Here is a 23922-nt window from a genome sequence, read left to right as displayed (position 1 = left end):
TACGATAAGGGATACCTTATAATAAATCTAATGAATGTTTTTGATTGAATCATCAAAATAATTGATAGGCGGTGCAAAAATGAATTTACATGCCCTCCGTATTTTTGCAAAGGTAGCCGAAACAAAAAGTGTCACACAAACGGCAGACGTGCTGTCTTTGACGCAGCCGGCTGTGACGGCACAATTACGAAGCATTGAACGAGAGATCGGCTTTCGTCTTTTCAAACGAAACGGCCGGGGGATTACACTGACTGAGATGGGAAAGATCCTGTATCCATATGCCCGGCAAGTATTCGAGGCGGAAAAAGAAGTAGAATATCAGATTACCCTTCTGCAAAACGGAAAAAAAGGAAGACTCAGAATTGCTTCTACCTACGTACCACTTAACTTTTTGCTGCCTGATTGGCTTGCCTCTTTTAAAACATCATCGCCACAGACAGACATTGAATTAAAAAGTGGAAACTCCGCTCAAGTGATCGAAAGCCTGCTTCAATATCAATCAGATGTGGCGATCGCCGTAATAGAGGATCTGCACCACGAAGATCTTCACACCTCTCACTTAACTGATTTAAGTTATGACTTTATCGTGCCTATGGATCACCCGTTAAATGGACAAACCGTCCCCCTAGAACGCCTAAGCCATGAACCTTTTTTAATGCGAGAAGAAGGCAGTTCAACGAGAGACAAGCTTTTTTCCCTTTTTACCGCTAAAGGAATTAAAAAACCGACCGTTGATTTGCAATTCAGTGGTGTCCACGAAGCCATTCAAATGATCAAAGCTGGCTATGGCATTACCCTTGTTCCTCGTGACGCCGTTCAGCGAAGCTTAGAACGCGGAGAACTTGGGCGCGTGTATATCGAAGGAATAGACATTATCAGACCTGTTGTGGTCTGCAAACGGGCGAATGACCTTGAGGAAAATAGGACGGTGAATGCTTTTCTGCAAATGAAAGACATCGGACCCTTTACACCACCTGCCTCCAATTAAAAAAGTGCCTGCTTCAGCAACAGGCACTTTTTCTATTCGGTTGGCTGAACAAGATCAAATGGGACCGCTTTTGAGGCTATCACTAATTGTTCTGGTGTGATGAGGATTTCATTTCCCCATTCTCCTGCTCCAACGCCTAATATCTCTTCTTCTAATAGCGATGCTTCGATAATCGTGCGGAACCCTTCAGGCTGCCAGCAAAATGGCGGAATCGAGCCAATCCGATAGCCCGTCACTTCAAGCACCGTGTCAGGTGAAGCCATTTTGATATTACGAGAGCCAGCGGCTTTCTTTAGTTTCCCTGATTTGATGTGCTGGTCAGCACCAACCATCACAAGCAGCTGCTCCCCTTCCCCTGTTTCAAAGATCAATGTTTTGATCATTTGTCTTTCTCTAAAACCAAGAGCTGCCGCTACATTCGCTGCGCCCTTCTCTGTGTCGGCAGAAAATGTTTTGATGTCATACGGGATGCCATGCTTGTCCAAAAAGTCATGTGCTGGTAATTTTTTCAATGAATTGAACCCCTTTCCTTATGATGTTCTTTCATTTAGCTTATCACAATCCTCTCATCCTTAAGATGTATTTTTCAATGGAAAACCTCTGCACACTTCGCCAACATGCTATACTGAACTTGTTTTTGAAAAGGAGTCGGTTGGATATGGGAAATAAGTTTTGGTGTTATACAGGCAGTAAAAGCCTTCTCATGCTAAGTGATATTCTATTTTTGATGACAGTCACATTGGTTATTTATCAAGATACACAATCTGTCGCCTATGCGGCTGTATTTCCGCTCATAAGAACACTATGTCAGCTATTGGCTGGGCTCCTCTCTCCTGTTTTGACAGAACTCTTTCAAGCCAAGCGTCTATTGAAATGGGTCCCTCTTTTACGTATTGGAATGCTCGTCGTTTTCACGACCCAATTTGATTTCTTTCAGCAGCACCTGATCTGGCTGTTTAGTGCGTTCGTTTTGATTTCCATCACAGGCGGGTTCATTAGTCCTTTATTGCAAGCCATCATGCCGATGATTGTGCCAGAAAATCAGCTTGTGAAAGCGAACAGTACAGCCTCCGTTTTTTATCAATCTGTTCAAATCGCCGGCTATTCGTTTACTGGAATGCTCGTCCTGTTGATTGGTCCATCTTATTTAATGTGGGCCTCTTGTTTCATGATTGTGTTGTCCTATCTATTGATCATCCCTGTTTTTTCTCTACTCAAGCAAGAAGACACGGTTCAAAAAGAAAATAAGATGAACGGGTTCAAAGATGGCTGGAAGATCATTTGGACAAACAAAACGGTTCGCATCCTGACTTTCATGGATGTTAGTGAAAATATTGCAGGTGCTTTGTGGGTCGGACCAGTTACGCTTGCCTTTGTCACACTTGTTTTAAATGAAGGTGCGGAATGGTGGGGATATATCAATGCCGCATATTATATAGGTGCCATTATAGGCGGACTCATGGCTGCATGGCTAAGTCAGTTTATTCAAAAACAACTTCTCCTCTTTATGGCAGCGGGCTCTTTTATTTATGCAGTGCTGACGATCCTATTTTCGCTAAACAGCCTGCCATGGCTTGCATTGCTGCTCTGTATTTTAATGGGGCCTGCCTATCAAATTCGGGATGTCTCTCAGCAAACCATTCTTCAAACGGAAACGCCAGTCCATGAGTTATCAAAGGTATATTCGGCTCAATACGTTCTCTCTTCTATGTCTGTCAGTTTATCTATTTTCTTTGTTGGATTAATTGCGGATACATTCGGAGCGAGATTTGTGTATTTGTTAGGCGGACTGTTTGTTCTCATCTGTTCCGGGATTGCCATCACCACTTTCATGATGCAGAAAAAAAGAGCAGCTGTTTAAGGCAGCGGCTCTTTTACTTTTCTTTTAACATCGCAAACATGTCACGCGCCATTGCTTCTAGGATATACACAACGGGTGTCTGTGTAGTGATGTTGGCTCTATGGACTCGTTCATCTGTGACGTAATAAGCAATATTTAAGTCAGAAATACGAGAAATTGTACAGTGCTGATTGTTTGTAATACTAATGATCGTGCTGCCTTCTCTTTTAAGTTTCGAAATATGATCAATCGTAATACTGTTCTCTCCTGATACCGACAGCACAATGGTGACACTATTGTCTAAATACTGCATATTCATCGGGAAAAACGGATCATTGATGTAGAATGAAAATTTCTCAAGACTTGAAAAGTACCTTGCCCCATACTGCGCCAAAATACCAGAACTGCCCGTCCCAATAAACAGCACATTCTTTGCACCCGCAATCAGCTTTGCTGCCTCTTTGATCTTCCCCTCAAAATCTCCTTTAAGTGTCCGTTCGATAAATTCATACAAGAAATGCTGCGTGCTTTTCAAAGAAGGTGTTTGTTCTGCTTCTAAATACATTTTGAGCTTCACCTTAAATTCTGAAAAGCCTTCACAATTCACTTTTCGACAAAAGCGAAGGACAGATGAGGTCGATATATGTGCGGCATCTGCCAAATCACGAATTCTCATATAGACGACTTTTTCACTGTTTTCCATAATGTATCGGTATAAAGCGCTTTCTAGTTCATTAAAGCTGGAAATGACCTCACTTGAAAACATCTGACTTCCCCTTTCTCCAACAACATGACACAACACGTTTCTTTTATGTAACAAATCTCTAAATAGGGCACCCTTGCCTAAAGACGCTGAAACCGTTTACGCACAAGGTACTCTCACGATAAGCTATAGATGTACAAACAAATGATAAAAGATTGATTCACTCTATTATAACATTGTGCGTTACATTATTCGGAGGTGCAGAACATGGCAAAAGGATTAAAGGTTGTCACAATCGGCGGAGGATCAAGCTATACACCGGAGCTAGTCGAAGGATTTATTAAACGGTACGATGAATTTCCAATTAGCGAACTTTGGCTCGTCGATATCGAAGCAGGTAAAGAAAAACTTGAGATCGTCGGAAATCTTGCAAAACGCATGGTGAAAAAAGCGGGACTTCCAATCGAGGTTCATTTAACTTTAGATCGCCGGAAAGCACTGGTAGACGCTGATTTCGTCACAACACAATTCCGCGTCGGATTACTGGAAGCACGTATGAAGGATGAACGCATTCCTTTAAAATATGATGTCATTGGTCAAGAAACAAACGGTCCAGGCGGTCTATTCAAGGGGCTGCGCACCATCCCTGTCATTCTTGATATTGTGAAAGATATTGAAGAATTATGCCCAGATGCTTGGCTTGTGAATTTCACCAACCCAGCTGGTATGGTCACAGAAGCCGTACTTCGCTATTCAAACCATCGCAAAGTCGTTGGCTTATGTAACGTACCAATCGGTATTCGCATGGGCATCGCCAAAGGACTTGATGTCGATGCAAGCAGAGTCGAAGTCAGCTTTGCTGGATTAAACCATATGGTCTTTGGACTGAACGTGTTCTTAGATGGCAAAAGCATCATGGATCAAGTGATCGAAGACATGGCAGATCCAAACTCCACCATGTCCATGAACAACATTCAAGCGATTCCGTGGGATGCAGATTTCTTAAAAGGGCTTGGTGTGATTCCTTGTCCGTACCACCGCTACTATTACAAAACAAGTGATATGTTGGCTGAAGAGAAAAAAGCAGCAGCGAATGAGGGAACTCGTGCAGAAGTCGTCCGTGCACTAGAAAATGACCTGTTCGAGCTTTACAAAGATCCTGATCTTGATATTAAGCCGCCACAGCTTGAAAAACGCGGCGGTGCTTACTACAGTGATGCAGCATGTAACTTGATCGCATCCATTTACAACGACAAACATGACATTCAGCCTGTAAACACCATCAACAATGGTGCCATCAGTGACATTCCAAATGATTCTGCCGTTGAACTGAACTGTGTCATCACAAAAGACGGCCCAAAACCAATCGCTGTTGGTGAAATGCCGGTCGCTGTCAAAGGACTTATTTCTCAAATTAAATCCTTTGAACGTGTAGCCGCTGAAGCAGCCGTGACAGGCGACTACAACACAGCACTTGTCGCCATGACCATCAATCCGCTCGTCCCATCAGATGCCATTGCAAAAAGCATCCTAGATGAAATGCTAGAAGCACATAAAGAATATCTGCCACAGTTTTTCAATAAAGTAGAAGCATAAAAAGAAGCCGCACTTGTCAAAAGTGCGGTTTTCTTATTTCCCGGCAAACAACTGATCCATCTGAGCACGGTCATAGTCTAAGAGCCAGTGCTGTAAACCTTCATAAACTGGATGCAGATGTTCTGGATCTGCCGCAATAAGATCACAGCCTCGATCATCATATAAGTGGAAAATCATCTGTTTTGAGAGATTGATGAGATAAATGTCATAACCAAGCTTTCCTTTCATGAGTTGATTCGGTTTGTAGAAATCCTCTTGGCATATGGCTTGTAGAAGCGGGCGCAATCGAATATCTTGCAGCTGACACTTGAGTGTAAATCTCTCTATTTCCATTGTTTCATCTAGTTTTGATTGTACATAAGTCAAACGCTCGTGACGTAATCGGTGACGCACTTGCCGGTCGGCATATTTTTGATAAACAAGGAGCTTTTGCTTCGTTAATTCATGTTCATGCTGCGTATAGACATCCGTGACAAGTAGAATATCGTCTTCTGGATCAAAAGCATATCTGACAATTTTTAAAGCCCGATCGCCTGCTTTTTCTAATACAACCGATTCTTCTCCTAATGACCAATCTGCCACTTCAAAGCGAAGACCAAAAGGCCACTTATAAAAAAGAGGCGGTGTGAGGACAAGTTCAGGAAAATGACTTTTTAAAAAACGATTGGTTTGATCGCTCATCTCATGTCCTTCCATTGGTTTTATTTCTTATTTTACCGTTGAAACTAATGGAAATTCAATTGGAAATAAACTGTCATTTCTTATATGATAGAAAGAGATGGAGGTGTGACCAATTGAAAAAATGGTTTTTACAGGTGTTCCTCACCGCATTGATCACGATGTGGATACAGACTGGACTTGATCAGGCGAACATCATTCATATCAACAATGTATGGGTCGATGTCAGTAGCTGGATCCTAATCTTCTTTGTCATCTACGCACTTTTTGAATGGACTGCTCACGTCTTAGCAAAACGGAAAATCGCTCATCGCTGAACATCTCTTTTTACAGAGATGTTTTTTGTTGAAACTCTTCCTGCACAAGTTCATGAATCACGCCCATTCCTGCCTGACTTCCGGCTGCTGCTGCAAGAACAAGCTGAGCAGGCCCGCCTAAATTATCACCACATGCAAAAATACCGCTGACGGTTGTACGCCCAAGAATATCTGCTTCAATGCCCCCATTTTTCGTCATTTGACAGCCTAGTTTTTCAGCAAAAGGGGTTGACTGCTTGAAATCACTTGCGACAAATCCGCCTTCTCTTATCACTATCTCTCCATTTGCAAGCTGAAGAGAGCGTAGCTGACCATTGTCATGATGGATCGCTACAATTGGCACATCAATAACTTGAATAGAATGTGCTGATAACAGTGCTTTCTCCTCTTCAGCTAACACTTGCTGTCCATTTGTAAACACAATCAAATCCTTTGTCCAATTGGAAAGAAGTTTCGCCATATGCAAAGCACGCTGGTTCTCTGCAATCAGGGCAAGTGGCTTGTCCTTCAGCTCCCAGCCATCGCAGAAAGGACAGCTAAACAACGTCTTTCCATACACATCATGAATCCCGTTGATCTTTGGCAATATATCCTGAAGTCCAGTTGCCAAAATGATTTTTTTCGCTTCGAATCTTTCTCCTTCTTGTGTCAGTAACGCGAAGTTGTCCTCATGATTTTGTATCTCCACAATTGTGCTTCGTTTGATTTGGATATTGGGGTAGTTTTGGAGATCCGCTTCTCCTGCTTGTCTGATCTCAAACGGTGTCATTCCATCGTTTGTAATAAATCCATGTGATTCCTGAGTCACTCGATTTCTTGGCATCTCGTCATCGAATATTATGACCTGTTTTCTACCCCGCCCCACAACAAGTGCTGCATTTAATCCGGCTGGTCCGCCTCCGATAATGGCACAATCTAATAACATGTCAATCTCTCCTTTTTATTAAGGACTTTAAAGACTCCTAATATCTATAATTTACTCAAAAAAAATCACATCTTGAAAAATGGATTTTTTTCTGTCTGCTCTATTTGGCTTGCAATATCAACTAACCGCTTTTGACTTAACGTCTCCTGCATTTTCATTTCAACATCCTGCATGACTTGTTCAATCAAACAGCCATCGTGAGGCATGAAAGAATCATGTTCTAAAGAACAACGAAATAAATGGGTTTGTCCTTCTACCGCCTGAATGACGTCTAAAAACGAAATGTCCTCTTTCTTTTTCAGAATGGTGTAACCACCTTTTGCGCCAGGTGTTGATTCAATCAACCCCGCCTTCACAAGCTTTGTTAAAATTTTAGATAAATAGGTAGGTGAAAGATCTTGCATCTTGGCGAGAGGCTCAACGCCTATTGCTTTCCCCTTTGGTGCAAGGGTTAAAAATACCATCGTATGAAGCGCATAGTTGGTCGCTTTAGAATATTTCATAGAAACATTCCTTTCTATCTATTGTAGACCTTTTATATCTGTAATTGATCATAAAAGATTCAAGAAGAAAAAGCAAGTATTGTGGATCTGCTTCTTTTTTCATTCCACATTTCGCATTTCCTTCCGATAATAGAAGTAAGCACGAATAAAGCTTGATGAAGACTAGAAGGAGTGAAAAAAATGTCAGATCAACAGCACAATGCAGCACACGAAGAAGAAGAGGAATTTAACGTATACGACATGCTTCCACCCGCAGGAACAATCATTGGCGAAGCAACAGAAGAAGAAATGGAAGCTGCGGCAGCATTAGAAGTGAGACATTACGCCTTTATGCGTCTGCAAGACTCGTACATTCAATTTGATGGATCTTCTTATAAAGAATTGCTTAAAGACTTTCAAGAACTAGAATTTGATTCTGCAAAGTTTTGGAGAGCCATCGCACGACGCCTGCAAGTCCCATACGAATGGCCAATCCGAATCGACCATGCAAACGGTCCTATTTATATTGGTGAAACAGAAGATAGCCGTGATGTTGAGGAGAGTGCGGAGTAAGGATATGGTGACCCCCTTTTGGTGAGGGGGTCTATTTAATAATTTAAAAGATTTCTATTTCAGATATTTTTCACATGAAATAGATATTCTTATTGCTCTTCTAAATCAAATTCCAACCATAATGATATATTAAAAGCGATTTCATGCATTTCTTCTATTTTTGATTGATTCAATTGCTCCGCAAAACGACGTGCCCTTTGAAAAATATCGTCATTCTGCTTAACCACCACATCATTCAGTGTAAGGATTGTGCTGAGCGCCCAGCCAGCAGTTACTAACATATTTTCGTCTTGAATGGAATTCATAAAAGTTTCTACTTCTGAAAAAAACCACTTGATATCATCAATTTGGTCTAAATGAAAAAATACAATTTTATGAAGTGCCTCAGGGTCTCGAGTCTTCAATATGTCTTTCACTTCTTCTTTTGATAATGGCGGATTCTGCTTTTCATATTCAGCCTGCCACTCTTCATCTGACATCCCATCTTCTTCGCTATCCTCTGCGGTATAATGCCCCGCAATCAATTCATCAAACGAATCCGCTAATTTGAAATCTGTTTCATATTCTAGATCAAAGTAATGAACCGGCGGATGTTCCTTTGTTTCTCTATAATCCAATGCGATCCATGTATGACCATCCCCACAAATCAGCACAAGCCTCTCAGGCAATTCCCATTCTTCTATTAAATAATCACTATCCATAATACCTTCGCCTTTGGCAATTCCTCTTAAATGATCAAATGACACATGACCTTCTGCCCATCCATTCGGCTGGTCCGTTGGAAAAGCATTATGCAGGGTATAACCGCCATTTTGTTCGAGAATCAGTTTCTTATATGTATCAGGCAAGATGATGCCTAGTTTCTTTTCCGCTTTTGCAATGCCTTTTTCATTGATTTTCTTAAATGTCTCTTCACTTTCTCTGTCTGTGTCCCAAAATGGTTTCAAATAAAATACCTCCAATTGTTATTTCTATCTCATTTTACCATTTAAGAAACCTAGTTTAATAGTCCTATTCATAAAAAAAGAGAAGGGTTCTCCCTCCTCTTGTTGATCATGATTGTTCTTGATTTCTCGCTTCAAATTCATCTAGCATTGCACGCACTTCATCTGTTGATGATGTGTTCATTAATTGGTTTCTTAGGAAGCTCGCTCCTCTGAATCCTTTTACATAAATCTTAAAGAAACGATGCAGTGCCTTGAATGGACGCAAGCCTAATGAGGAATATTGATCATGAAGATCAAGATGCAATCTTAAAAGACCTAACAGTTCGTCACTCGTATGCTCTTTCGGCTCTTTTTCGAAGGCAAATGGGTTATGAAAAATCCCACGTCCAATCATCACTCCGTCCACTCCATACTGTTCAGCAAGCTTTAAGCCAGTTTGACGGTCAGGAATATCACCATTGATCGTCAAAAGCGTATCAGGTGCTACTTCATCACGCAATTTCTTAATCTCAGGAATGAGCTCCCAATGCGCATCCACCTGACTCATTTCCTTTCTTGTGCGAAGGTGAATCGATAAATTCACAATGTCTTGCTCCAAAATGTGTCTGAGCCAGCCACGCCATTCATCGACCTCTGTAAACCCTAGTCTTGTTTTCACACTAACAGGTAATCCCCCTGCTTTTGCCGCTTGAATCAGCTCTGCCGCAACGTCTGGACGAAGAATCAATCCACTACCCTTCCCGTTTTGCGTGACATTTGGGACAGGACAACCCATATTAATATCAAGCCCCTGAAATCCTAACTCCGCCATTCCAATACTCATTTGTCTAAAGTTCTCAGGCTTGTCTCCCCATATATGAGCAACAATCGGCTGCTCATCCTCTGTAAATGTTAAACGGCCTTTCACACTTTGAATGCCATCAGGGTGGCAGTAGCTCTCACTGTTCGTAAACTCTGTAAAAAACACATCCGGTCTCGCCGCCTCACTCACAACATGACGAAACACAACATCTGTCACTTCTTCCATTGGTGCTAATATAAAGAATGGCCGTGGTAAATCACGCCAGAAATTTTTACTCATCTTTCATCCAATTCCTCTCATGACATAGCGCCCTTTAAGGGCATGTCCTTCTGTAAAATATCATTTATATACATTATACGCAAAAGGACCATAAAATGAACATTAATAAATGCTATCGTACTTAATAAAATATCAAAAATTTGAAGAGACGTAAATGCGGTTCCAACCAGGAAAAATGTCACGCGATGGACAGCAAGTAATCATTTATCAAGATACCAACTTGAGAAGAAAGAAGTTTCTCCACGCTGAAAACAAACCGCAATCTTTCCATAAAAATCAATTATTATTTAATAGCTACACGAATATATCACACCACAAAAATATAGAACAAAATTACCATTTATCCTTAATATGGTTTTTGTTACAATTTTATGTATTTTATAAAAAGGAGTGATTTTATTATATAAAAGATGCACTATCAACTCAAACAGCTGTAAACGGGGAAGTTTCTACTCAAGGAGCTGTTTCATGGACATATAAAGCATTCAGAGCTGCTTGTCGTTCTGGTGGGTGGTTACTATCAAGAGCATTGAAACCCTTAAGTCCAAAGGCGGCTGCTTGGGTCAGAAAGCATTCTGCTAAAGTCGCAAAGATAATGGATAAAGGTGAAAAATGGACTGAAAAACAATTCACAAAAGCTTTTACTAAAATTGGTGCGCCTAAAGATGTTGCTAAAACATTGGCAAAGTTCATTATTGCTCTTATCTAAATATAAAAAAAGTGCTATTAGTTTCTAATAGCACTTTTTTGTGGAGGGTGTGCATGTCTTTTTCTTATGTGATTTCACTGACTTTTTTAATACTCCTTTTAGTATCTATCATAATTTATACTTTTTTAAGGAAGAAAAATGTTGTAGATAAACCTCCTGGCGCTATTGCTGCCATTCTTTTTATTTTACTATTACTTTTTTCTTTAAGTTTCGCTATTGCTCTTCCAGCTTTCATGCTTTACCTAGTATCATTGGGAGTGAATTTTCTTTTCGGCGAATACATAACTTATGATTCATTTTTTTCTTTATTTACCTTTTCGTTGTTAGTTAGCATAATCGTAGTTTTTTGGTCATTTATAGTTTTATTTATAGGGAAAGGAATCACTTTTTTGTTGAAGGTCCCAAAATGGATAACCTATATTTTAGAATTTTTTGCTTCGTGGGCCCTTATTTACTTCACGATTAAATATGTACTCAATTTAAAGATAATTGAAGTTTCTATATGGGGGAATGGTGAATTGATTTTATCTTTCTTTGTTAGTTTTTTATACATTGGACTTGATATCATATCCTCTGCGCTTGATCAAAAGAATCAGAACATAGAAGAAGAACCCCCTATCCATTAATGGAGAAGGGGGTTCTTTAATAATAGATATTTCGAACATCAAGCTGTTTTTAGTCTTTGAACCCTATATGCCTTATAAGCTTCTTTAATCATAAATTTTTAATTAATTGATCTATGAGCCTTCATTTTCTTCCCAAGCAAGACTGAAAAGTCAAAAGTGATTTCCAATTTATTTTTGCTCAGAACTTGTTGTATAAGCTCTTCCGATGCTCCCCAAGACAAGGGGGTCATATGGACCAATTGTTTAATGTATTTACTTTCCATTGTTACAACGTACTGAACACGCTGGATGTCAACAAGATCAAAATTACGATTGAAAAGCTCTAATGTATTTTCATTTGAATATTCAGTTCTATCTGTTTGATTGTAAAATATCCCTCTTAATTCTTGTAGGTACTTACTTTCAGGTATAACTTTTATAACCATTCCATCATCTGCAAGTATTCTATGGAACTCAGAATAGTTAGATGGAGATAATATATTCAATAAGAAATTGAATTGTTTATCATTTAATGGACACTTTGCGAGATCGGCTACGCACCAGATTGTTTTAGAAGGACTCATTGAAGCAACATTGATTCCCTCTTTCGAGATATCAACACCTATTCCCAACAAGTTACATTGCGATTGTTCAATTATCCTTTGCTGTATCTTGGACAAATGTGAACCTTCACCGCATCCAGCATCTAATATTTTTATGGTATCACTCGTTGGTTTCAAATCTTCTAACATATTCTCACAAACCTGAGCAATCAACGGATCAAAAAAGCCGCTTTGACTAAACATCTTTCGAGACTTAAACAGTTTTTTATCGTATTTTGTTTTAGGAGGATGGGACAATAAGTTAACATATCCTTGCTTAGATATATCAAAACAATGATGATTGTAACAAATTAAACTCCTTAAATTTACTACCTCAATTGGATTTGAACATATTGGACATCTAAAAATGTCTTCATACTCAGAGAGAAGACGTGCGTTTGTCATTTTCCGATTGTTTTTAGACAAAATAAAAACACCTCATTCATTCGTATTTAGTAAATGAAAAAGGCACAGTTAAATAAACCCAGGTCATAGTTTTTTAAAATTGACGTGAGTATACATAGACTGTACCTTCCATTAACGTAAACGAATGAATTTGATGATCAAGAAAAACATCTCCTAATAAAAATGATTAAAGAAGAACGATACCGTCCCATCTATTAGTATAAATCATGATGAACAGATTTGTATACATCGCAATGCTTTCAACTACCGAACTTTCAAGGCAAACACGACCACCGTCAACCGCAAGGTAAGGTTAGTTCCTAAGTTAAATTTTTAGGCGATCATACCTTCAACACCGATGCTGTTTATTTTTACATCCAAAATCTCTAAAACGGATTCCTTCACAGACTAATTGATAACATTTATATTAAATCAGATGGGAGTCCTAGAATCTTTTACAGACTCTCGGACCCTTCTGCTTATTCTTTACTTCTAACTAACAATGCACAGCACTCCACATGACTCGTATGCGGAAACATATCCACTGGCTGCACTTCCTCCGTCACATACCCACCATCTTCAAGAATACGCAAATCACGAGCTAGCGTCCCTGGATTACAGGACACATACACAACACGGTTTGGTTTCATCTTTAAAATCGTATCAAGCAGTGCTTCGTCACAGCCTTTTCTTGGCGGATCGACGACGAGGGTGTCTGCTTTGATGCCTTCTTTGTACCAGTTTGGGATGACCGTTTCTGCTTCACCGACTGCAAATTCAACATTATTGATTCCGTTTAAGGCAGCGTTGCGTTTTGCATCTTCAATTGCTTCTGGCACAATTTCTACGCCATAGACTCTGCCTGCTTTTTGTGCGAGAAATAAGGAAATCGTACCGATTCCGCAATACGCATCGATCACGGTTTCTTCTCCTTGCAGCTCGGCATATTCAAGGGCTTTGTCGTAAAGCACCTTTGTTTGAGTTGGATTCACTTGATAAAACGAGCGGGCTGAAATAGCAAATTTGATGTCGCCAATCGTGTCATAAATGTATTCTTCTCCCCATAAAACGGTCGTTTCGTCTCCGAAAATGACATTTGTCTTCTTTGAATTCACGTTTTGCACAATTGACCGAACGTGTGGGAAGCGTGCTATAATCTGCTCAATCACCTGTTGCTTTTGCGGAAAATCAGCCGTTCTTGTGACAAACACAACCATCATTTCACCTGTTGCCATGCCGTAGCGAACCATCACATGACGCAGCCAGCCTTTATGCCGCTCTTCGTTATATGCTTTGATGCCAAACGCATTGCAGATGTCTTTTACTGCCTGTACCACTTCGTCGTTTTCTGATTGCTGGATTAAGCATTTTTCCATATCAATGATTTCATGGGTACGCTGCTGATAAAATCCTGCAACAAGTCCGCCTTCCCGTTCGCCAACTGGTACTTGTGCTTTGTTTCTGTAATTCCAAGGGTCTTCCATGCCGAGTACAGGATGAACTTTTACACGGCTCATATCAAGCTTGCCGATCCGCTCCAATACGTCCTTTACTTGTTTCTGTTTAAAAAGCAGCTGGCCTTCATAGCTCATGTGCTGGATTTGACAGCCGCCGCACTGCTTATAGATAGGACATGGCGCATCTTGCCTGTGCTGACTTTCCTTTGTCAGCTCCATGAGTCGTCCAAAAGCAAATCCTTTTTTGACACGTGTGACTTTGATTTTCCCTTGTTCGTCAGGAAGGGCATTCGGTACAAACACAGGGAAACCCTCAACTTTCGCTACACCTGCACCTTCGTGCGTTAAATCTTCGAAGGTTACATTGTAGTATTCATTTTTTTGAACAGGCGGTTTCATTTTCACCAATTTTATCACCTCATTTGCAAAGAAAAACTTGGTCGCCATAAGGAACCAAGTTCAGTCTTCACCCTATTTTTTCAGCTGTTGCTTTTGGCACAATAAATTCAATATGGCGATACAGGTTTTCAAATTCACCTGGCAGCATGCCGCCGTACTCACCATCTAAATTCAATTGCATTTTATCTTTTACATCTACCTTCACGCGATTCGCTTTTGCGTAGATGACATTGTTATCATGAATATGCTCGCCTCTGAGTGCAAGGCTGACCACTCGAATGGCTTCTGCTAGATTGACCTTCTTTAGAATGATCAGGTCAAACATCCCATCATCTAGAATGGAATCTGGTGCGAGCTTTTCAAAGCCGCCTACTGAGTTTGTTAGTGAAACAAGAAACAGCATGATTTCTCCATGAAACAATTTGCCGTCATATTCAATTTCGACTTCTGTCGGGCGAATGGAAGGAAGCATCTCCATGCCTTTCAAATAATACGCAAGTTGTCCTAGCATGGTTTTCAGCTTACTAGGCACTTCATAGGTCAGCTCTGTTAATCGGCCGCCTCCCGCAATATTAATGAAATACTGTCCATTCACTTTACCAATATCAAGCGGCTTTGCTACACCATCAATGATGGCATCTGTCGCTTTTAAAATATCTTCTCTTGGAATGCCAAGTGCTCTTGCGAAGTCATTGGTCGTTCCAACTGGAATGATTCCTAATTTTGGTCTTTTTTCAAGCGGCGCTAATCCGTTGACGACTTCATTAATCGTGCCGTCTCCACCAGCTGCTACAATTAAATCAAAGTCTCTCTGTGCGGCTTTTTCGGCTGCTTGTGTTGCATCTCCTGCACATGTCGTCGCATGACAAGATGTTTCATAGCCAGCCTGTTCAAATTTTTGCAAAACCTGCGGTAAATTCTTCTTAAAGAGTTCACGTCCAGATGTCGGATTGTATATAATTCGAGCACGTTTCATTCATCATCATCCTATTATCATTATGCAATCTATTTTCACCACTAACAACCTTTAATTATACTATGAGATTTGAAAATGGCAACAGAACAACCCCCTAATATTTGAAATCTCACGGTACGTTTCCCTCAGCAGATCACCATTCTGATAAGATAAAAGAAAACGATGAAAAGGATGGTATGCCATGAAAAAGCCTGTCTATTTCAACCATGACGGCGGTGTTGATGATCTCGTGTCCTTATTTCTGCTTCTTCAAATGGAACACCTGAAAGTGATCGGGACGTCTGTGGTTCCTGCTGATTGTTATTTAGAGCCTGCGCTGAGCGCTTCTCAGAAAATTATTGATCGATTTAGCCCATATGAGATTGAAGTAGCCGCTTCCAATTCTAGAGGTGTGAATCCATTTCCAAAGGAATGGCGTATGCATGCTTTTTATGTAGATGCTTTGCCGATTTTAAATGAAAAAGGCGCTGTTGATACAAAAGTATCTAAGCTTCCTGCACATCTTCATCTGATTGAAACGGTGAAAAAGTCAATCGAACCTGTTACGCTGCTCTTTACAGGACCGCTCACAGACCTTGCACGCGCGTTAGAAGAAGATCCTTCCATCTCAAATAAAATTGAGAAACTGGTGTGGATGGGCGGCACATTCCTTGAAAAAGGCAATGTCGAAGAACCAGAGCATGATGGAACAGCAGAATGGAATGCTTTTTGGGACCCTTATGCTGTGAGCACCGTATTTCAAGAGCGTTTTCCAATTGAAATGGTCGCACTGGAAAGCACGAATCAAGTCCCGCTCACACTCGATGTCCGTCAACGCTGGGCTTCCCTTCGCTCTCACATCGGGATTGACTTTATCGGACAATGTTATGCCTTTTGTCCGCCTCTCATTCATCACGAAACGAACTCGACTTACTACTTATGGGATGTGCTGACAACGATCACTCTTGCATCCGCCTCATTTACCCGTTCAAAAGAAATGAATGCGATCGTTTATACCGAGACGCCAAAGCAAGGACGGACAGAAGAGCATCCAGATGGAAAATCAATTCAAGTGATTGACCATGTCGATCGGGATGCCTTTTTCGAGGCCTTTGAAGAGCTTATGAGAAAAGCGGTTTGTCAGATTTCATCATAAAAAAGCCCCGCTAATGAGCGGGGCTTCCTCTTACTCTTCTTCAGCGTACTTTTTCTTACGTCTAAACTTGCTTAAGATTTCATACACGATTGGCACGATGACCAATGTGAGAAGTGTAGAACTTGTTAAACCGCCAATAACGGTGACGCCAAGTCCTTTTGATACGATCTGACTTCCGCCTTCAAAACCTAATGCGAGTGGCAGCAATGCACCAATTGTCGCAAGTGCCGTCATTAAGATTGGGCGTAATCTTGTTGTACCTGCTTCAAGTAAAGCTTCTCTTGTTGAAAGACCTTCTTTTTCTTTATGAATCACTCGGTCAATCAAGACAATGGCATTTGTTACAACGATTCCGATTAGCATCAGCAATCCAATCATGGCATTTAAACTGATGGTTTCTTTCGCTACAAACAATCCAACGAGTGCACCAATAACCGTAAATGGAAGTGAGAACAGAATCGCAAATGGTGCAAGACCTCCGCCAAATGTAATGACGAGAACGAGGTATACAATCGCAATCGCTGCAAGCATTGCGAGTCCTAGCTGTGTAAAGGATTCCTCAATATCCGCACTTACACCGCCTGTATCAATCGTAACGCCAGATTTTAAATCAAGCTTGTCAACTTTCTTCTGGACATCTTGTGTCACACTTGATACGTCGTCTGTTGTCATGTCACCAGATACTTCAGCGTAAATCTTCCCATCACGCTTTGTCACAGTGTTTGCTGTTGTGCCATCTTTCACTTTCACCACATCGCCAATTCGGACTTGTTGTCCTGTTGGTGTTGTGATCTTTTTATTCTCTAGATCTTTTTTACTCTTGTATTCATCTTTTTCCGTTTGAAGCTTCACATCTAGTTCTTTGCCGTCCTCTGTTACTTTCGTCAACGTTGTTTCATTACTTTGAGGAGCGATCGCCTGTGCGATTTGTGAAGCGGTTAAGCCTAGTTTCGCCAGTTTTTCTTGATCTGCATTAAACGTATATTCGTCATATTTCTCAGATAAGCTTGTGCTGACGTTTTTCAAGTTCTTTTCATCTTTTAAAATGTTCTCGACATCTTTGACTGTGCCTTCAATATCACTTGCTTTGTCACCGTACACATAGTACGTCACTGTGTTGCTTGCGCCAGCAGATGAGAAGTCTTGTGATTTCCATTCCCCTTTAGACGTTTTGTCTTGAAGGGCTTTAACCATACGATCTTTTTCTTTATCAAAGTTCGGTGTGTCCTCGTCGTATTGTACGAAGAATAATGCACCGTTAGAGTTTCCGCCAACACTTGCTGTCATTGCATTTGAAGAGCCTAATGAATATTGAACCGTATTGACATGATCACGTTTCATTAAGTAATCTTCTGCCTTTTTCGTTTCAGCAATGGCTTGTTCTCTTGTTTGTCCAGGCTCTGGCGTGTATGTCACCATTGCCGTTTTTTCTGCTTCCTGTGGTAAGAAGCTGACACCGACAAGTGGTGCGAGGAATAAGCTTCCGACCAGCATCAGAATCGCAATTCCTGACGTGATCCATTTATGGTTCAATGTCCAATTGAGTACACGTCTATAACCACCAGCAAGTTTGCTTGGTTTGTGTTCTTTCACCTTTTTCGCTTTGCCATACAGGTTCTTTTTAAATAGGCTGTGAGCCATCATTGGAACGATTGTAATGGCGACAAGTAGTGAAGCCATTAGAGCAAACACAATGGTTAATGCAAATGGGATGAATAGTTCACCAATCATTCCACCCACTAGCGCTAATGGCAAGAATACCGCAATTGTGACAATCGTCGAAGACATAATCGGAATAAACATTTCTTTTGTGGCTTCTCTAACGAGTGCTTTTCCTTTTAACGGTTCATCTTTTAACGCCATTCGTCGATAGATGTTTTCTATGACAACAATCGAGTCATCGACAACACGCCCAATGGCGACTGTCATGGCACCAAGTGTCATGATATTTAATGTGATATCCAGCTGATTTAATAATAAAACAGCAATCAACAGGGATAACGGAATGGAGATGACCGAAATTAATGTTGATTTGATATCTCGAAGGAACAACATGATGATAATGATCGCAAAGATTGCTCCGATGATCGCCTTGTTCAGCATTGTGCTGACAGATTCTTTAATCGGCTCTGCTTGATCATATGTCGTGCTGACTTTGATTCCTTTATTGTCTTTCTTGAATGTATCAAGTTCTTTTGTGACTGCTTCTGCTACACTCACTGTGTTGGCATCAGAGCCTTTGACAATTTGCAGACCGATACTGTCTTTTCCGTTCGTTCTAGAAATCGATTCTGCATCTTTCACGACTTTAATATCTGCAATCTCAGAAAGTTTGATCGTCGGCAGTTCTACAGATTGACCGCTTGCTGCACCAGTTTGTTGCTGAGCTGCTGCTGCTTGCTGCTGACTTGCACTTCCAGCCTCCTGCTCGGTACCTTGGGCACCTGCATTTCCTGAGCCGCTAGAAGATGCACCAGCTCCTGCGCTTGCACTTGGTGTGACAGGAATTCGCATGTTTTTCAAATCTTTAACACTTAAAATATTGCCATCCACTACGACTGATTTTTGCTTGTTGCCAAATGTGTATAACCCTAAAGGTACATTGACATCAGAACCTTTGATCATGTTTTGGACAGTTTCTTCATCTAAACCATATTCCTTCAATTTCTTTTGTTTGAAAGAAAATTCTACTTCTTTGATTTGTTGTCCAGAAGCTTCGACAGACGAGACACCCTCTAAGCTTTGAAGAGAAGGAATAAGATCATTTTCCACTTTTTGTGTCAGGTCTTGTAATGATTCTTTATCACCGGAGACACTTAGAGCTAAGATTGGAATCGCATTGATGCTAAAACGTGTGATTTTTGGTTTTTCTGCATTTTCTGGAAAATCGATATTGCTAATAGCATCTTCAATTTCCTTCTTTGCTTCATCCATATCTTTATTGTAATCGTACTCGATTTGAATCGATGAGGCATTTTCAAAAGAATTAGAAGTGACCACATTCACCCCATTGAGATTTTGTATCGACTTCTCAATTGGGTCTGTCACCTTATCTGATACTTCGTCCGGCGTTGCGCCAGGATACGTTGTAGAAACCGTAATGACTGGAGTGTTGATATTCGGGATTGATTCTTGTTTCATATTCAATCCGGCATATAGACCAGCAACTGTTACGATAATCGTCATGAGCCATACAGCGAACTTGTTCTTTAATACAAAATTGATGATCGAATTCATTATGTCCTCCATTTTCCTTTATGTATTGACTGACTGGTCATTCTATATCATAATAAACGGTGATATACAATGCCGTCAACCATTTCACTTGCGTTTGACGTAACATTCTAAAGCTGAAGGGGCCTTATTTCATGAACGAAAAAAAAGAAAAAATCATTAAAGCAAGCATTCAGTTGTTTGCGAAAAAAGGTTTTTCTTCTACGACCATTCAGGAAATTGCAGATGAATGCGGAATTTCTAAAGGTGCATTTTATTTGCATTTCAAATCAAAAGAACAGCTTTTCAACAGAGCGTTTGAATATTATATCGACACGTCTATGCAAAGTATTGAAAAGATTCGAAAAGAAAATCAACATCTTGCGCCTAGAGATATCTTTCAGAAACAAATCGCTGAACAGTTCCAGCACTTTACTGAGAACAAGGATTTTATCATTTTGATCCTCAGCGAGAACATTATTCCGGAAAACCAGCAAATTAAAAAGTATTCCAAAACGGTTAAAAAGCAGATGAATGATGAAATCCAAATTTCTATTTTGACCACGTATGGACAAGAGATCGAACCATACATAACTGACCTGTCAGTCATGATTCAAGGAATCATCCAATCTTATGTGCAGGTACTGCTTTTGCAAGATCAGATGCAATTATCATGTGATGAGCTCTCATCCTTTATTCTCGATCGATTTGATGATTTGGTTCATGGGCTTCTTCGTTCTCATGCGAAGCCGATTCTGAAGCAAAACATTTGGGATGATGAAGCGCCAAATGCCGCTACTCTTCAAGAAGAGCTTCGATTGTTAATATCTGAGCATCTGCTTTCGGATGATACCCTTGTATCCATTGAAGTTATTGAAGAAGAATTGGCCAAAGATGAGCCTCGCAAGCCGGTCATTCAAGGGATGCTGACAAATTTAGAAACGTGTGAAGACTCCGCTGTCCAAAGAGCTGTGGAACAATTGAAGCTATTCCTCCAATGACAATACGTGGCGATGTTCACTTTAGTTCACCTTTATCCCCTTCGAATATGTGCTAAAGCTTATGCTTCATTATAAAAAAAGAACCAATGAATTGATATACGGCGGTGGTCTGAATCTGTGATAAGACCCTGTCATGTCCATCAACAAAAAAACCGCCTCTTCCTTGAGGCGGTTTCAGCGTGTAGACAGACCCTCGCATTCGGTGTCAGTCCTGCGTGCTGGTGCTCACGAATGTCAAATTCGCTCCCGCCAGTACTCGGCCTTCCTAGACTTCAAAGGTTTTCTATCACGCTGAAAAGAAGACAAAGGGCTAAAATAAAGTTCATTTCAGCCCTTTGTCGACAATTTAAAAACCGCCTCTTCCATGAGGCGGTTTTTGCGATTTAGCGTTTTTTGATTTCTTCGAGAAGAATCTTGTTGACCATCGGTGGGTTTGCTTGTCCCTTCGATGCTTTCATGATTTGTCCGACTAAGAAACCAATTGCGCGGTCTTTTCCATTTTTGAAGTCTTCAATGGATTGCGGGTTGTTATCAAGAGCTTCTGTGACAAGTTTGAGCAGTGCACCTTCGTCAGAAATTTGGACAAGTCCTTTTTCTTTGACGATTTTTTCTGCGTCGCCCCCATTTTCGATAAGTTCTTTGAATACCTTTTTGGCAATCTTAGATGAAATCGTTCCTTTTTCGATAAGTTTGATCATACCAGCCAGTCCTTGCGGCGTTAGCTTCGTATCTTCCAGCTCTTTTTGAGCCGAGTTTAAGTACGCAGATACTTCACCCATGAGCCAGTTTGATGCTTGCTTCGCTTCAGCACCTTCTGAAATGGTCGCTTCAAAGAAATCAGACATTTCTTTTGTCAGCGTCAGTACCATTGCGTCATATGCAGGAAGTCCAAGTTCATCAATGTAGCGTTTGCGGCGCTCGTCTGGAAGCTCTGGAATGGATGCTCTTACGCGTTCTTTCCACTCGTCATCAATGTATAGCTCCACCAAATCTGGTTCCGGGAAGTAGCGGTAATCATCAGAACCTTCTTTGACACGCATGAGGATCGTCTTTTTAGACGCTTCGTCATAGCGGCGAGTTTCTTGTTCGATCAAGCCGCCAGAAAGCAATACTTGCTCTTGACGTTTTTCTTCGAACTCAAGACCTTTTTGGACGAAAGCGAATGAGTTTAAGTTCTTGAGCTCTGTTTTCGTTCCAAACTCTTCACGGCCGATCGGACGAAGAGAAATGTTGGCATCACAACGTAGTGAGCCTTCTTCCATCTTACAGTCAGAAACGCCTGTATATTGAATAATGGATTTTAATTTTTCTAAGTAAGCATACGCTTCTTCTGGCGTACGAATGTCAGGTTCAGATACGATTTCAACAAGTGGTGTACCTTGACGGTTGAAATCGACGAGTGAATAACCGTCGCCTGTGTGCGTCAGTTTTCCTGCATCCTCTTCCAAATGAAGACGTGTAATACCAATTCGTTTTGTTTTGCCGTCTACTTCAATTTCAATCCAGCCGTTTTCACCGATCGGTTTATCAAATTGAGAAATTTGATACGCCTTTGGGTTATCAGGATAGAAATAGTTTTTACGGTCAAATTTTGTATCAGTTGCAATCTCACAGTTCAGTGCCATTGCTGCTTTCATCGCAAAGTTCACCGCTTCTTTGTTCAGCACAGGCAGTACGCCAGGATAACCAAGATCGATGACACTTGTTTGCGTATTGGCAGCCGCACCAAAAGGCGTCGGTGAGCTTGAGAAAATTTTTGATTGTGTTTTGAGCTCTACGTGGACTTCAAGTCCAATTACCGTTTCAAAGTTCATTCTGATTCACCCCTTACAGTTCAGGTTTTGCTTTATGATGATCTGTTGCTTGTTCGAAAGCGTGAGCCACGCGGTAAACGGTTCCTTCATCAAAGTGTTTACCGATGATTTGCAGTCCTAACGGAAGACCATTTGCAAATCCACAAGGCACACTGATTCCTGGGACGCCTGCAAGGTTAACAGGGATCGTTAAAATGTCGTTTGCATACATCGTGAGTGGATCGCTTGTCTTTTCACCAATGTTAAATGCCGGAGTTGGTGTTGTTGGTCCTACAATGACATCATACTTTTCGAAAACATCTTCAAAGTCTTTTTTGATCAGCGTACGGACTTTTTGTGCCTTTTTATAGTATGCATCGTAATACCCTGAGCTTAGAGCGAATGTGCCAAGCATGATGCGGCGTTTGACTTCGTCTCCAAAGCCTTCAGAACGGGTATTTTTATATAAATCAATCAGGTTGTCTGCATTGTCTGTACGGTAGCCATATCGAATACCGTCAAAACGAGCAAGGTTTGCAGATGCTTCTGAAGATGAAAGCAAGTAGTAAGTCGCAAGCGCATATTTAGAATGCGGAAGAGACACTTCTTCCCATGTGGCACCAAGTCCTTCTAATACTTTCAACGCTTGAAGAACAGACTCTTTTGCTTCTTCGCCAACACCTTCGCCAAGATATTCTTTTGGCACAGCGATTTTCAAGCCTTTGATGTCGCCAGTTAATGAAGAAAGAAAATCTGGGACATCGACATTTGCACTCGTTGCGTCCATTTGATCAACACCAGAAATCGCTTGAAGAACATATGCATTGTCCTCAACATTACGCGTAATTGGCCCAATTTGATCTAATGATGAAGCAAATGCGATTAAACCGTATCTAGATACACGGCCATACGTTGGTTTAAGACCAACAACACCACAGAATGATGCCGGCTGGCGAATGGAACCGCCTGTATCTGATCCTAGAGAGAATGGTACTTCTCCAGCTGCAACTGATGCTGCTGAGCCACCACTTGATCCACCTGGAACTGTGTTTAAATTCCACGGGTTTTTCGTTGCTTTGAAGCCAGAGTTCTCCGTAGAAGATCCCATCGCAAATTCGTCCATGTTTAATTTACCGATTGTGACAGCTTCCGCTTCTCTTAAGCGGTTCACAACGGTTGCATCGTAAATAGGATCGAAGTTTTGCAAGATTTTACTTGATGCCGTTGTACGTAAATCTTTCGTCACGATGTTATCTTTGACACCGATCGGCATACCGAACAATAGACCAAGCTCGTCCTTTTCACCAACGGCCTCGTCCAATTCCTTTGCGTACGCACGTGCTTTCTCTTCGTCCAGCGCTAGGAATGCTTGTACTTTCCCGTCTACTTCATGGATTCGTTTATAAGACTCGTCCACTAAATCAGAAACAGACAGTTCCTTTTTATGTAAAAGCTCTTTTAATTCAGAAATTTTGTGGTCAAACAGTGACATGCCTC

At 40.9% G+C, this 23922-nt stretch carries 22 protein-coding genes; 8 read left to right on the top strand and 14 right to left on the bottom strand.

Annotated elements, in window-relative coordinates; translation table 11 throughout:
• The first annotated feature begins 79 nt into the window (after positions 1 to 79).
• Positions 80 to 988: a LysR family transcriptional regulator gene (locus ACNO7B_RS03485; RefSeq protein ID WP_035703596.1), complete on the top strand. Its 909-nt coding sequence runs from the start codon at positions 80 to 82 to the stop codon at positions 986 to 988.
• A 32-nt stretch (positions 989 to 1020) separates the two neighbouring features.
• On the opposite strand, the gene ACNO7B_RS03480 is transcribed toward ACNO7B_RS03485, so the two are convergent.
• A complete protein-coding gene (locus ACNO7B_RS03480; RefSeq protein ID WP_417901185.1) occupies positions 1021 to 1500 on the bottom strand; it encodes an aminoacyl-tRNA deacylase in 480 nt (159 codons plus the stop codon).
• Positions 1501 to 1646: 146 nt separating this feature from the next.
• On the opposite strand from ACNO7B_RS03480, the gene ACNO7B_RS03475 reads away from it, so the two are divergent.
• Positions 1647 to 2849, top strand: coding sequence for an MFS transporter (locus tag ACNO7B_RS03475; RefSeq protein ID WP_138825327.1), 1203 nt, complete (start codon positions 1647 to 1649; stop codon positions 2847 to 2849).
• Positions 2850 to 2862: 13 nt separating this feature from the next.
• Here the strand turns inward: ACNO7B_RS03475 and ACNO7B_RS03470 are convergent, their stop codons facing one another.
• On the bottom strand, positions 2863 to 3594 hold the full coding sequence (locus ACNO7B_RS03470; RefSeq protein ID WP_008344210.1) for a MurR/RpiR family transcriptional regulator: 732 nt from the start codon (positions 3592 to 3594) through the stop codon (positions 2863 to 2865).
• A 204-nt stretch (positions 3595 to 3798) separates the two neighbouring features.
• Here ACNO7B_RS03470 and ACNO7B_RS03465 point away from each other — a divergent pair, with 204 nt between their 5' ends.
• Entirely contained in the window at positions 3799 to 5127 is a 1329-nt protein-coding gene (locus ACNO7B_RS03465; protein ID WP_181891127.1) for a 6-phospho-beta-glucosidase, read from the top strand.
• A 33-nt stretch (positions 5128 to 5160) separates the two neighbouring features.
• On the opposite strand, the gene ACNO7B_RS03460 is transcribed toward ACNO7B_RS03465, so the two are convergent.
• Positions 5161 to 5808, bottom strand: coding sequence for a DUF3885 domain-containing protein (locus ACNO7B_RS03460; RefSeq protein ID WP_417901184.1), 648 nt, complete (start codon positions 5806 to 5808; stop codon positions 5161 to 5163).
• Positions 5809 to 5921: 113 nt separating this feature from the next.
• On the opposite strand from ACNO7B_RS03460, the gene ACNO7B_RS03455 reads away from it, so the two are divergent.
• Positions 5922 to 6122 carry a hypothetical protein gene (locus ACNO7B_RS03455; RefSeq protein WP_217967459.1) on the top strand — a complete coding sequence of 67 codons (201 nt, stop codon included), beginning with the start codon at positions 5922 to 5924 and terminating at the stop codon, positions 6120 to 6122.
• Between the two features lie 10 nt (positions 6123 to 6132).
• Here the strand turns inward: ACNO7B_RS03455 and ACNO7B_RS03450 are convergent, their stop codons facing one another.
• Both ACNO7B_RS03450 and ACNO7B_RS03445 read right to left on the bottom strand, forming a co-directional pair.
• Positions 6133 to 7047, bottom strand: a complete 915-nt coding sequence (locus ACNO7B_RS03450; RefSeq protein WP_017366777.1) for an NAD(P)/FAD-dependent oxidoreductase — start codon at positions 7045 to 7047, stop codon at positions 6133 to 6135.
• 65 nt (positions 7048 to 7112) lie between these two features.
• The gene (locus tag ACNO7B_RS03445; protein WP_017366776.1) at positions 7113 to 7550 is read right to left on the bottom strand and encodes an Rrf2 family transcriptional regulator; all 438 of its coding nucleotides are present in this window, start codon (positions 7548 to 7550) and stop codon (positions 7113 to 7115) included.
• Between the two features lie 180 nt (positions 7551 to 7730).
• Here ACNO7B_RS03445 and ACNO7B_RS03440 point away from each other — a divergent pair, with 180 nt between their 5' ends.
• Positions 7731 to 8102: a hypothetical protein gene (locus ACNO7B_RS03440; protein WP_007496834.1), complete on the top strand. Its 372-nt coding sequence runs from the start codon at positions 7731 to 7733 to the stop codon at positions 8100 to 8102.
• Positions 8103 to 8191: 89 nt separating this feature from the next.
• On the opposite strand, the gene ACNO7B_RS03435 is transcribed toward ACNO7B_RS03440, so the two are convergent.
• The 3 genes from ACNO7B_RS03435 to ACNO7B_RS03425 form a co-directional block, all read right to left on the bottom strand.
• Positions 8192 to 9049, bottom strand: a complete 858-nt coding sequence (locus tag ACNO7B_RS03435; protein WP_417901183.1) for an SMI1/KNR4 family protein — start codon at positions 9047 to 9049, stop codon at positions 8192 to 8194.
• Positions 9050 to 9155: 106 nt separating this feature from the next.
• A complete protein-coding gene (locus ACNO7B_RS03430) occupies positions 9156 to 10130 on the bottom strand; it encodes a tRNA dihydrouridine synthase (protein WP_017366774.1) in 975 nt (324 codons plus the stop codon).
• 453 nt (positions 10131 to 10583) lie between these two features.
• Entirely contained in the window at positions 10584 to 10823 is a 240-nt protein-coding gene (locus ACNO7B_RS03425) for a hypothetical protein (protein ID WP_417901182.1), read from the bottom strand.
• A 69-nt stretch (positions 10824 to 10892) separates the two neighbouring features.
• Here ACNO7B_RS03425 and ACNO7B_RS03420 point away from each other — a divergent pair, with 69 nt between their 5' ends.
• Positions 10893 to 11465 carry a hypothetical protein gene (locus ACNO7B_RS03420; protein ID WP_417901181.1) on the top strand — a complete coding sequence of 191 codons (573 nt, stop codon included), beginning with the start codon at positions 10893 to 10895 and terminating at the stop codon, positions 11463 to 11465.
• Between the two features lie 98 nt (positions 11466 to 11563).
• On the opposite strand, the gene ACNO7B_RS03415 is transcribed toward ACNO7B_RS03420, so the two are convergent.
• The 3 genes from ACNO7B_RS03415 to ACNO7B_RS03405 form a co-directional block, all read right to left on the bottom strand.
• Positions 11564 to 12472 (bottom strand): putative RNA methyltransferase, encoded by a 909-nt coding sequence (locus tag ACNO7B_RS03415; protein WP_417901180.1) that lies wholly within the window; start codon positions 12470 to 12472, stop codon positions 11564 to 11566.
• Between the two features lie 458 nt (positions 12473 to 12930).
• Positions 12931 to 14313, bottom strand: coding sequence for a 23S rRNA (uracil(1939)-C(5))-methyltransferase RlmD (gene rlmD, locus ACNO7B_RS03410; RefSeq protein ID WP_417901179.1), 1383 nt, complete (start codon positions 14311 to 14313; stop codon positions 12931 to 12933).
• A gap of 61 nt (positions 14314 to 14374) precedes the next feature.
• Positions 14375 to 15283 carry a diacylglycerol kinase gene (locus ACNO7B_RS03405; protein ID WP_007496845.1) on the bottom strand — a complete coding sequence of 303 codons (909 nt, stop codon included), beginning with the start codon at positions 15281 to 15283 and terminating at the stop codon, positions 14375 to 14377.
• Positions 15284 to 15464: 181 nt separating this feature from the next.
• Between ACNO7B_RS03405 and ACNO7B_RS03400 the strand changes: the two genes are divergently transcribed.
• Positions 15465 to 16418 carry a nucleoside hydrolase gene (locus tag ACNO7B_RS03400; RefSeq protein WP_417901178.1) on the top strand — a complete coding sequence of 318 codons (954 nt, stop codon included), beginning with the start codon at positions 15465 to 15467 and terminating at the stop codon, positions 16416 to 16418.
• 30 nt (positions 16419 to 16448) lie between these two features.
• Here ACNO7B_RS03400 and ACNO7B_RS03395 read toward each other — a convergent pair whose 3' ends face one another.
• Positions 16449 to 19655 carry an efflux RND transporter permease subunit gene (locus ACNO7B_RS03395; RefSeq protein ID WP_411238414.1) on the bottom strand — a complete coding sequence of 1069 codons (3207 nt, stop codon included), beginning with the start codon at positions 19653 to 19655 and terminating at the stop codon, positions 16449 to 16451.
• Between the two features lie 131 nt (positions 19656 to 19786).
• Between ACNO7B_RS03395 and ACNO7B_RS03390 the strand changes: the two genes are divergently transcribed.
• A complete protein-coding gene (locus ACNO7B_RS03390) occupies positions 19787 to 20632 on the top strand; it encodes a TetR/AcrR family transcriptional regulator (RefSeq protein WP_417901177.1) in 846 nt (281 codons plus the stop codon).
• A gap of 383 nt (positions 20633 to 21015) precedes the next feature.
• Here the strand turns inward: ACNO7B_RS03390 and gatB are convergent, their stop codons facing one another.
• Positions 21016 to 22446: an Asp-tRNA(Asn)/Glu-tRNA(Gln) amidotransferase subunit GatB gene (gatB, locus tag ACNO7B_RS03385; RefSeq protein ID WP_035703565.1), complete on the bottom strand. Its 1431-nt coding sequence runs from the start codon at positions 22444 to 22446 to the stop codon at positions 21016 to 21018.
• Between the two features lie 13 nt (positions 22447 to 22459).
• On the bottom strand, positions 22460 to 23917 hold the full coding sequence (gene gatA / locus ACNO7B_RS03380; RefSeq protein WP_007496857.1) for an Asp-tRNA(Asn)/Glu-tRNA(Gln) amidotransferase subunit GatA: 1458 nt from the start codon (positions 23915 to 23917) through the stop codon (positions 22460 to 22462).
• Positions 23918 to 23922: the final 5 nt, after the last annotated feature.

It is taken from the genome of Bacillus sp. AK25 (assembly GCF_048270685.1).
Taxonomy (GTDB): Bacteria; Bacillota; Bacilli; order Bacillales; family Bacillaceae; genus Bacillus; species Bacillus altitudinis.
Note: the sequence above shows the minus strand (reverse complement) of the source record. Positions and strands in the feature narration are given on the sequence as shown.

Bases quoted from the DNA above. Each gene is read 5' to 3' on its own strand.
- ACNO7B_RS03420 (WP_417901181.1), top strand. From the start codon at position 10,893: ATGTCTTTTTCTTATGTGATTTCACTGACTTTTTTAATACTCCTTTTA.
- ACNO7B_RS03485 (WP_035703596.1), top strand. From the start codon at position 80: ATGAATTTACATGCCCTCCGTATTTTTGCAAAGGTAGCCGAAACAAAA.
- ACNO7B_RS03445 (WP_017366776.1), bottom strand. From the start codon at position 7,550: ATGAAATATTCTAAAGCGACCAACTATGCGCTTCATACGATGGTATTT.
- ACNO7B_RS03450 (WP_017366777.1), bottom strand. From the start codon at position 7,047: ATGTTATTAGATTGTGCCATTATCGGAGGCGGACCAGCCGGATTAAAT.
- ACNO7B_RS03470 (WP_008344210.1), bottom strand. From the start codon at position 3,594: ATGTTTTCAAGTGAGGTCATTTCCAGCTTTAATGAACTAGAAAGCGCT.
- ACNO7B_RS03405 (WP_007496845.1), bottom strand. From the start codon at position 15,283: ATGAAACGTGCTCGAATTATATACAATCCGACATCTGGACGTGAACTC.
- ACNO7B_RS03465 (WP_181891127.1), top strand. From the start codon at position 3,799: ATGGCAAAAGGATTAAAGGTTGTCACAATCGGCGGAGGATCAAGCTAT.
- gatB (WP_035703565.1), bottom strand. From the start codon at position 22,446: ATGAACTTTGAAACGGTAATTGGACTTGAAGTCCACGTAGAGCTCAAA.
- ACNO7B_RS03440 (WP_007496834.1), top strand. From the start codon at position 7,731: ATGTCAGATCAACAGCACAATGCAGCACACGAAGAAGAAGAGGAATTT.
- ACNO7B_RS03475 (WP_138825327.1), top strand. From the start codon at position 1,647: ATGGGAAATAAGTTTTGGTGTTATACAGGCAGTAAAAGCCTTCTCATG.
- ACNO7B_RS03395 (WP_411238414.1), bottom strand. From the start codon at position 19,655: ATGAATTCGATCATCAATTTTGTATTAAAGAACAAGTTCGCTGTATGG.
- ACNO7B_RS03425 (WP_417901182.1), bottom strand. From the start codon at position 10,823: ATGAACTTTGCCAATGTTTTAGCAACATCTTTAGGCGCACCAATTTTA.
- ACNO7B_RS03400 (WP_417901178.1), top strand. From the start codon at position 15,465: ATGAAAAAGCCTGTCTATTTCAACCATGACGGCGGTGTTGATGATCTC.
- gatA (WP_007496857.1), bottom strand. From the start codon at position 23,917: ATGTCACTGTTTGACCACAAAATTTCTGAATTAAAAGAGCTTTTACAT.
- ACNO7B_RS03460 (WP_417901184.1), bottom strand. From the start codon at position 5,808: ATGAGCGATCAAACCAATCGTTTTTTAAAAAGTCATTTTCCTGAACTT.
- ACNO7B_RS03390 (WP_417901177.1), top strand. From the start codon at position 19,787: ATGAACGAAAAAAAAGAAAAAATCATTAAAGCAAGCATTCAGTTGTTT.
- ACNO7B_RS03430 (WP_017366774.1), bottom strand. From the start codon at position 10,130: ATGAGTAAAAATTTCTGGCGTGATTTACCACGGCCATTCTTTATATTA.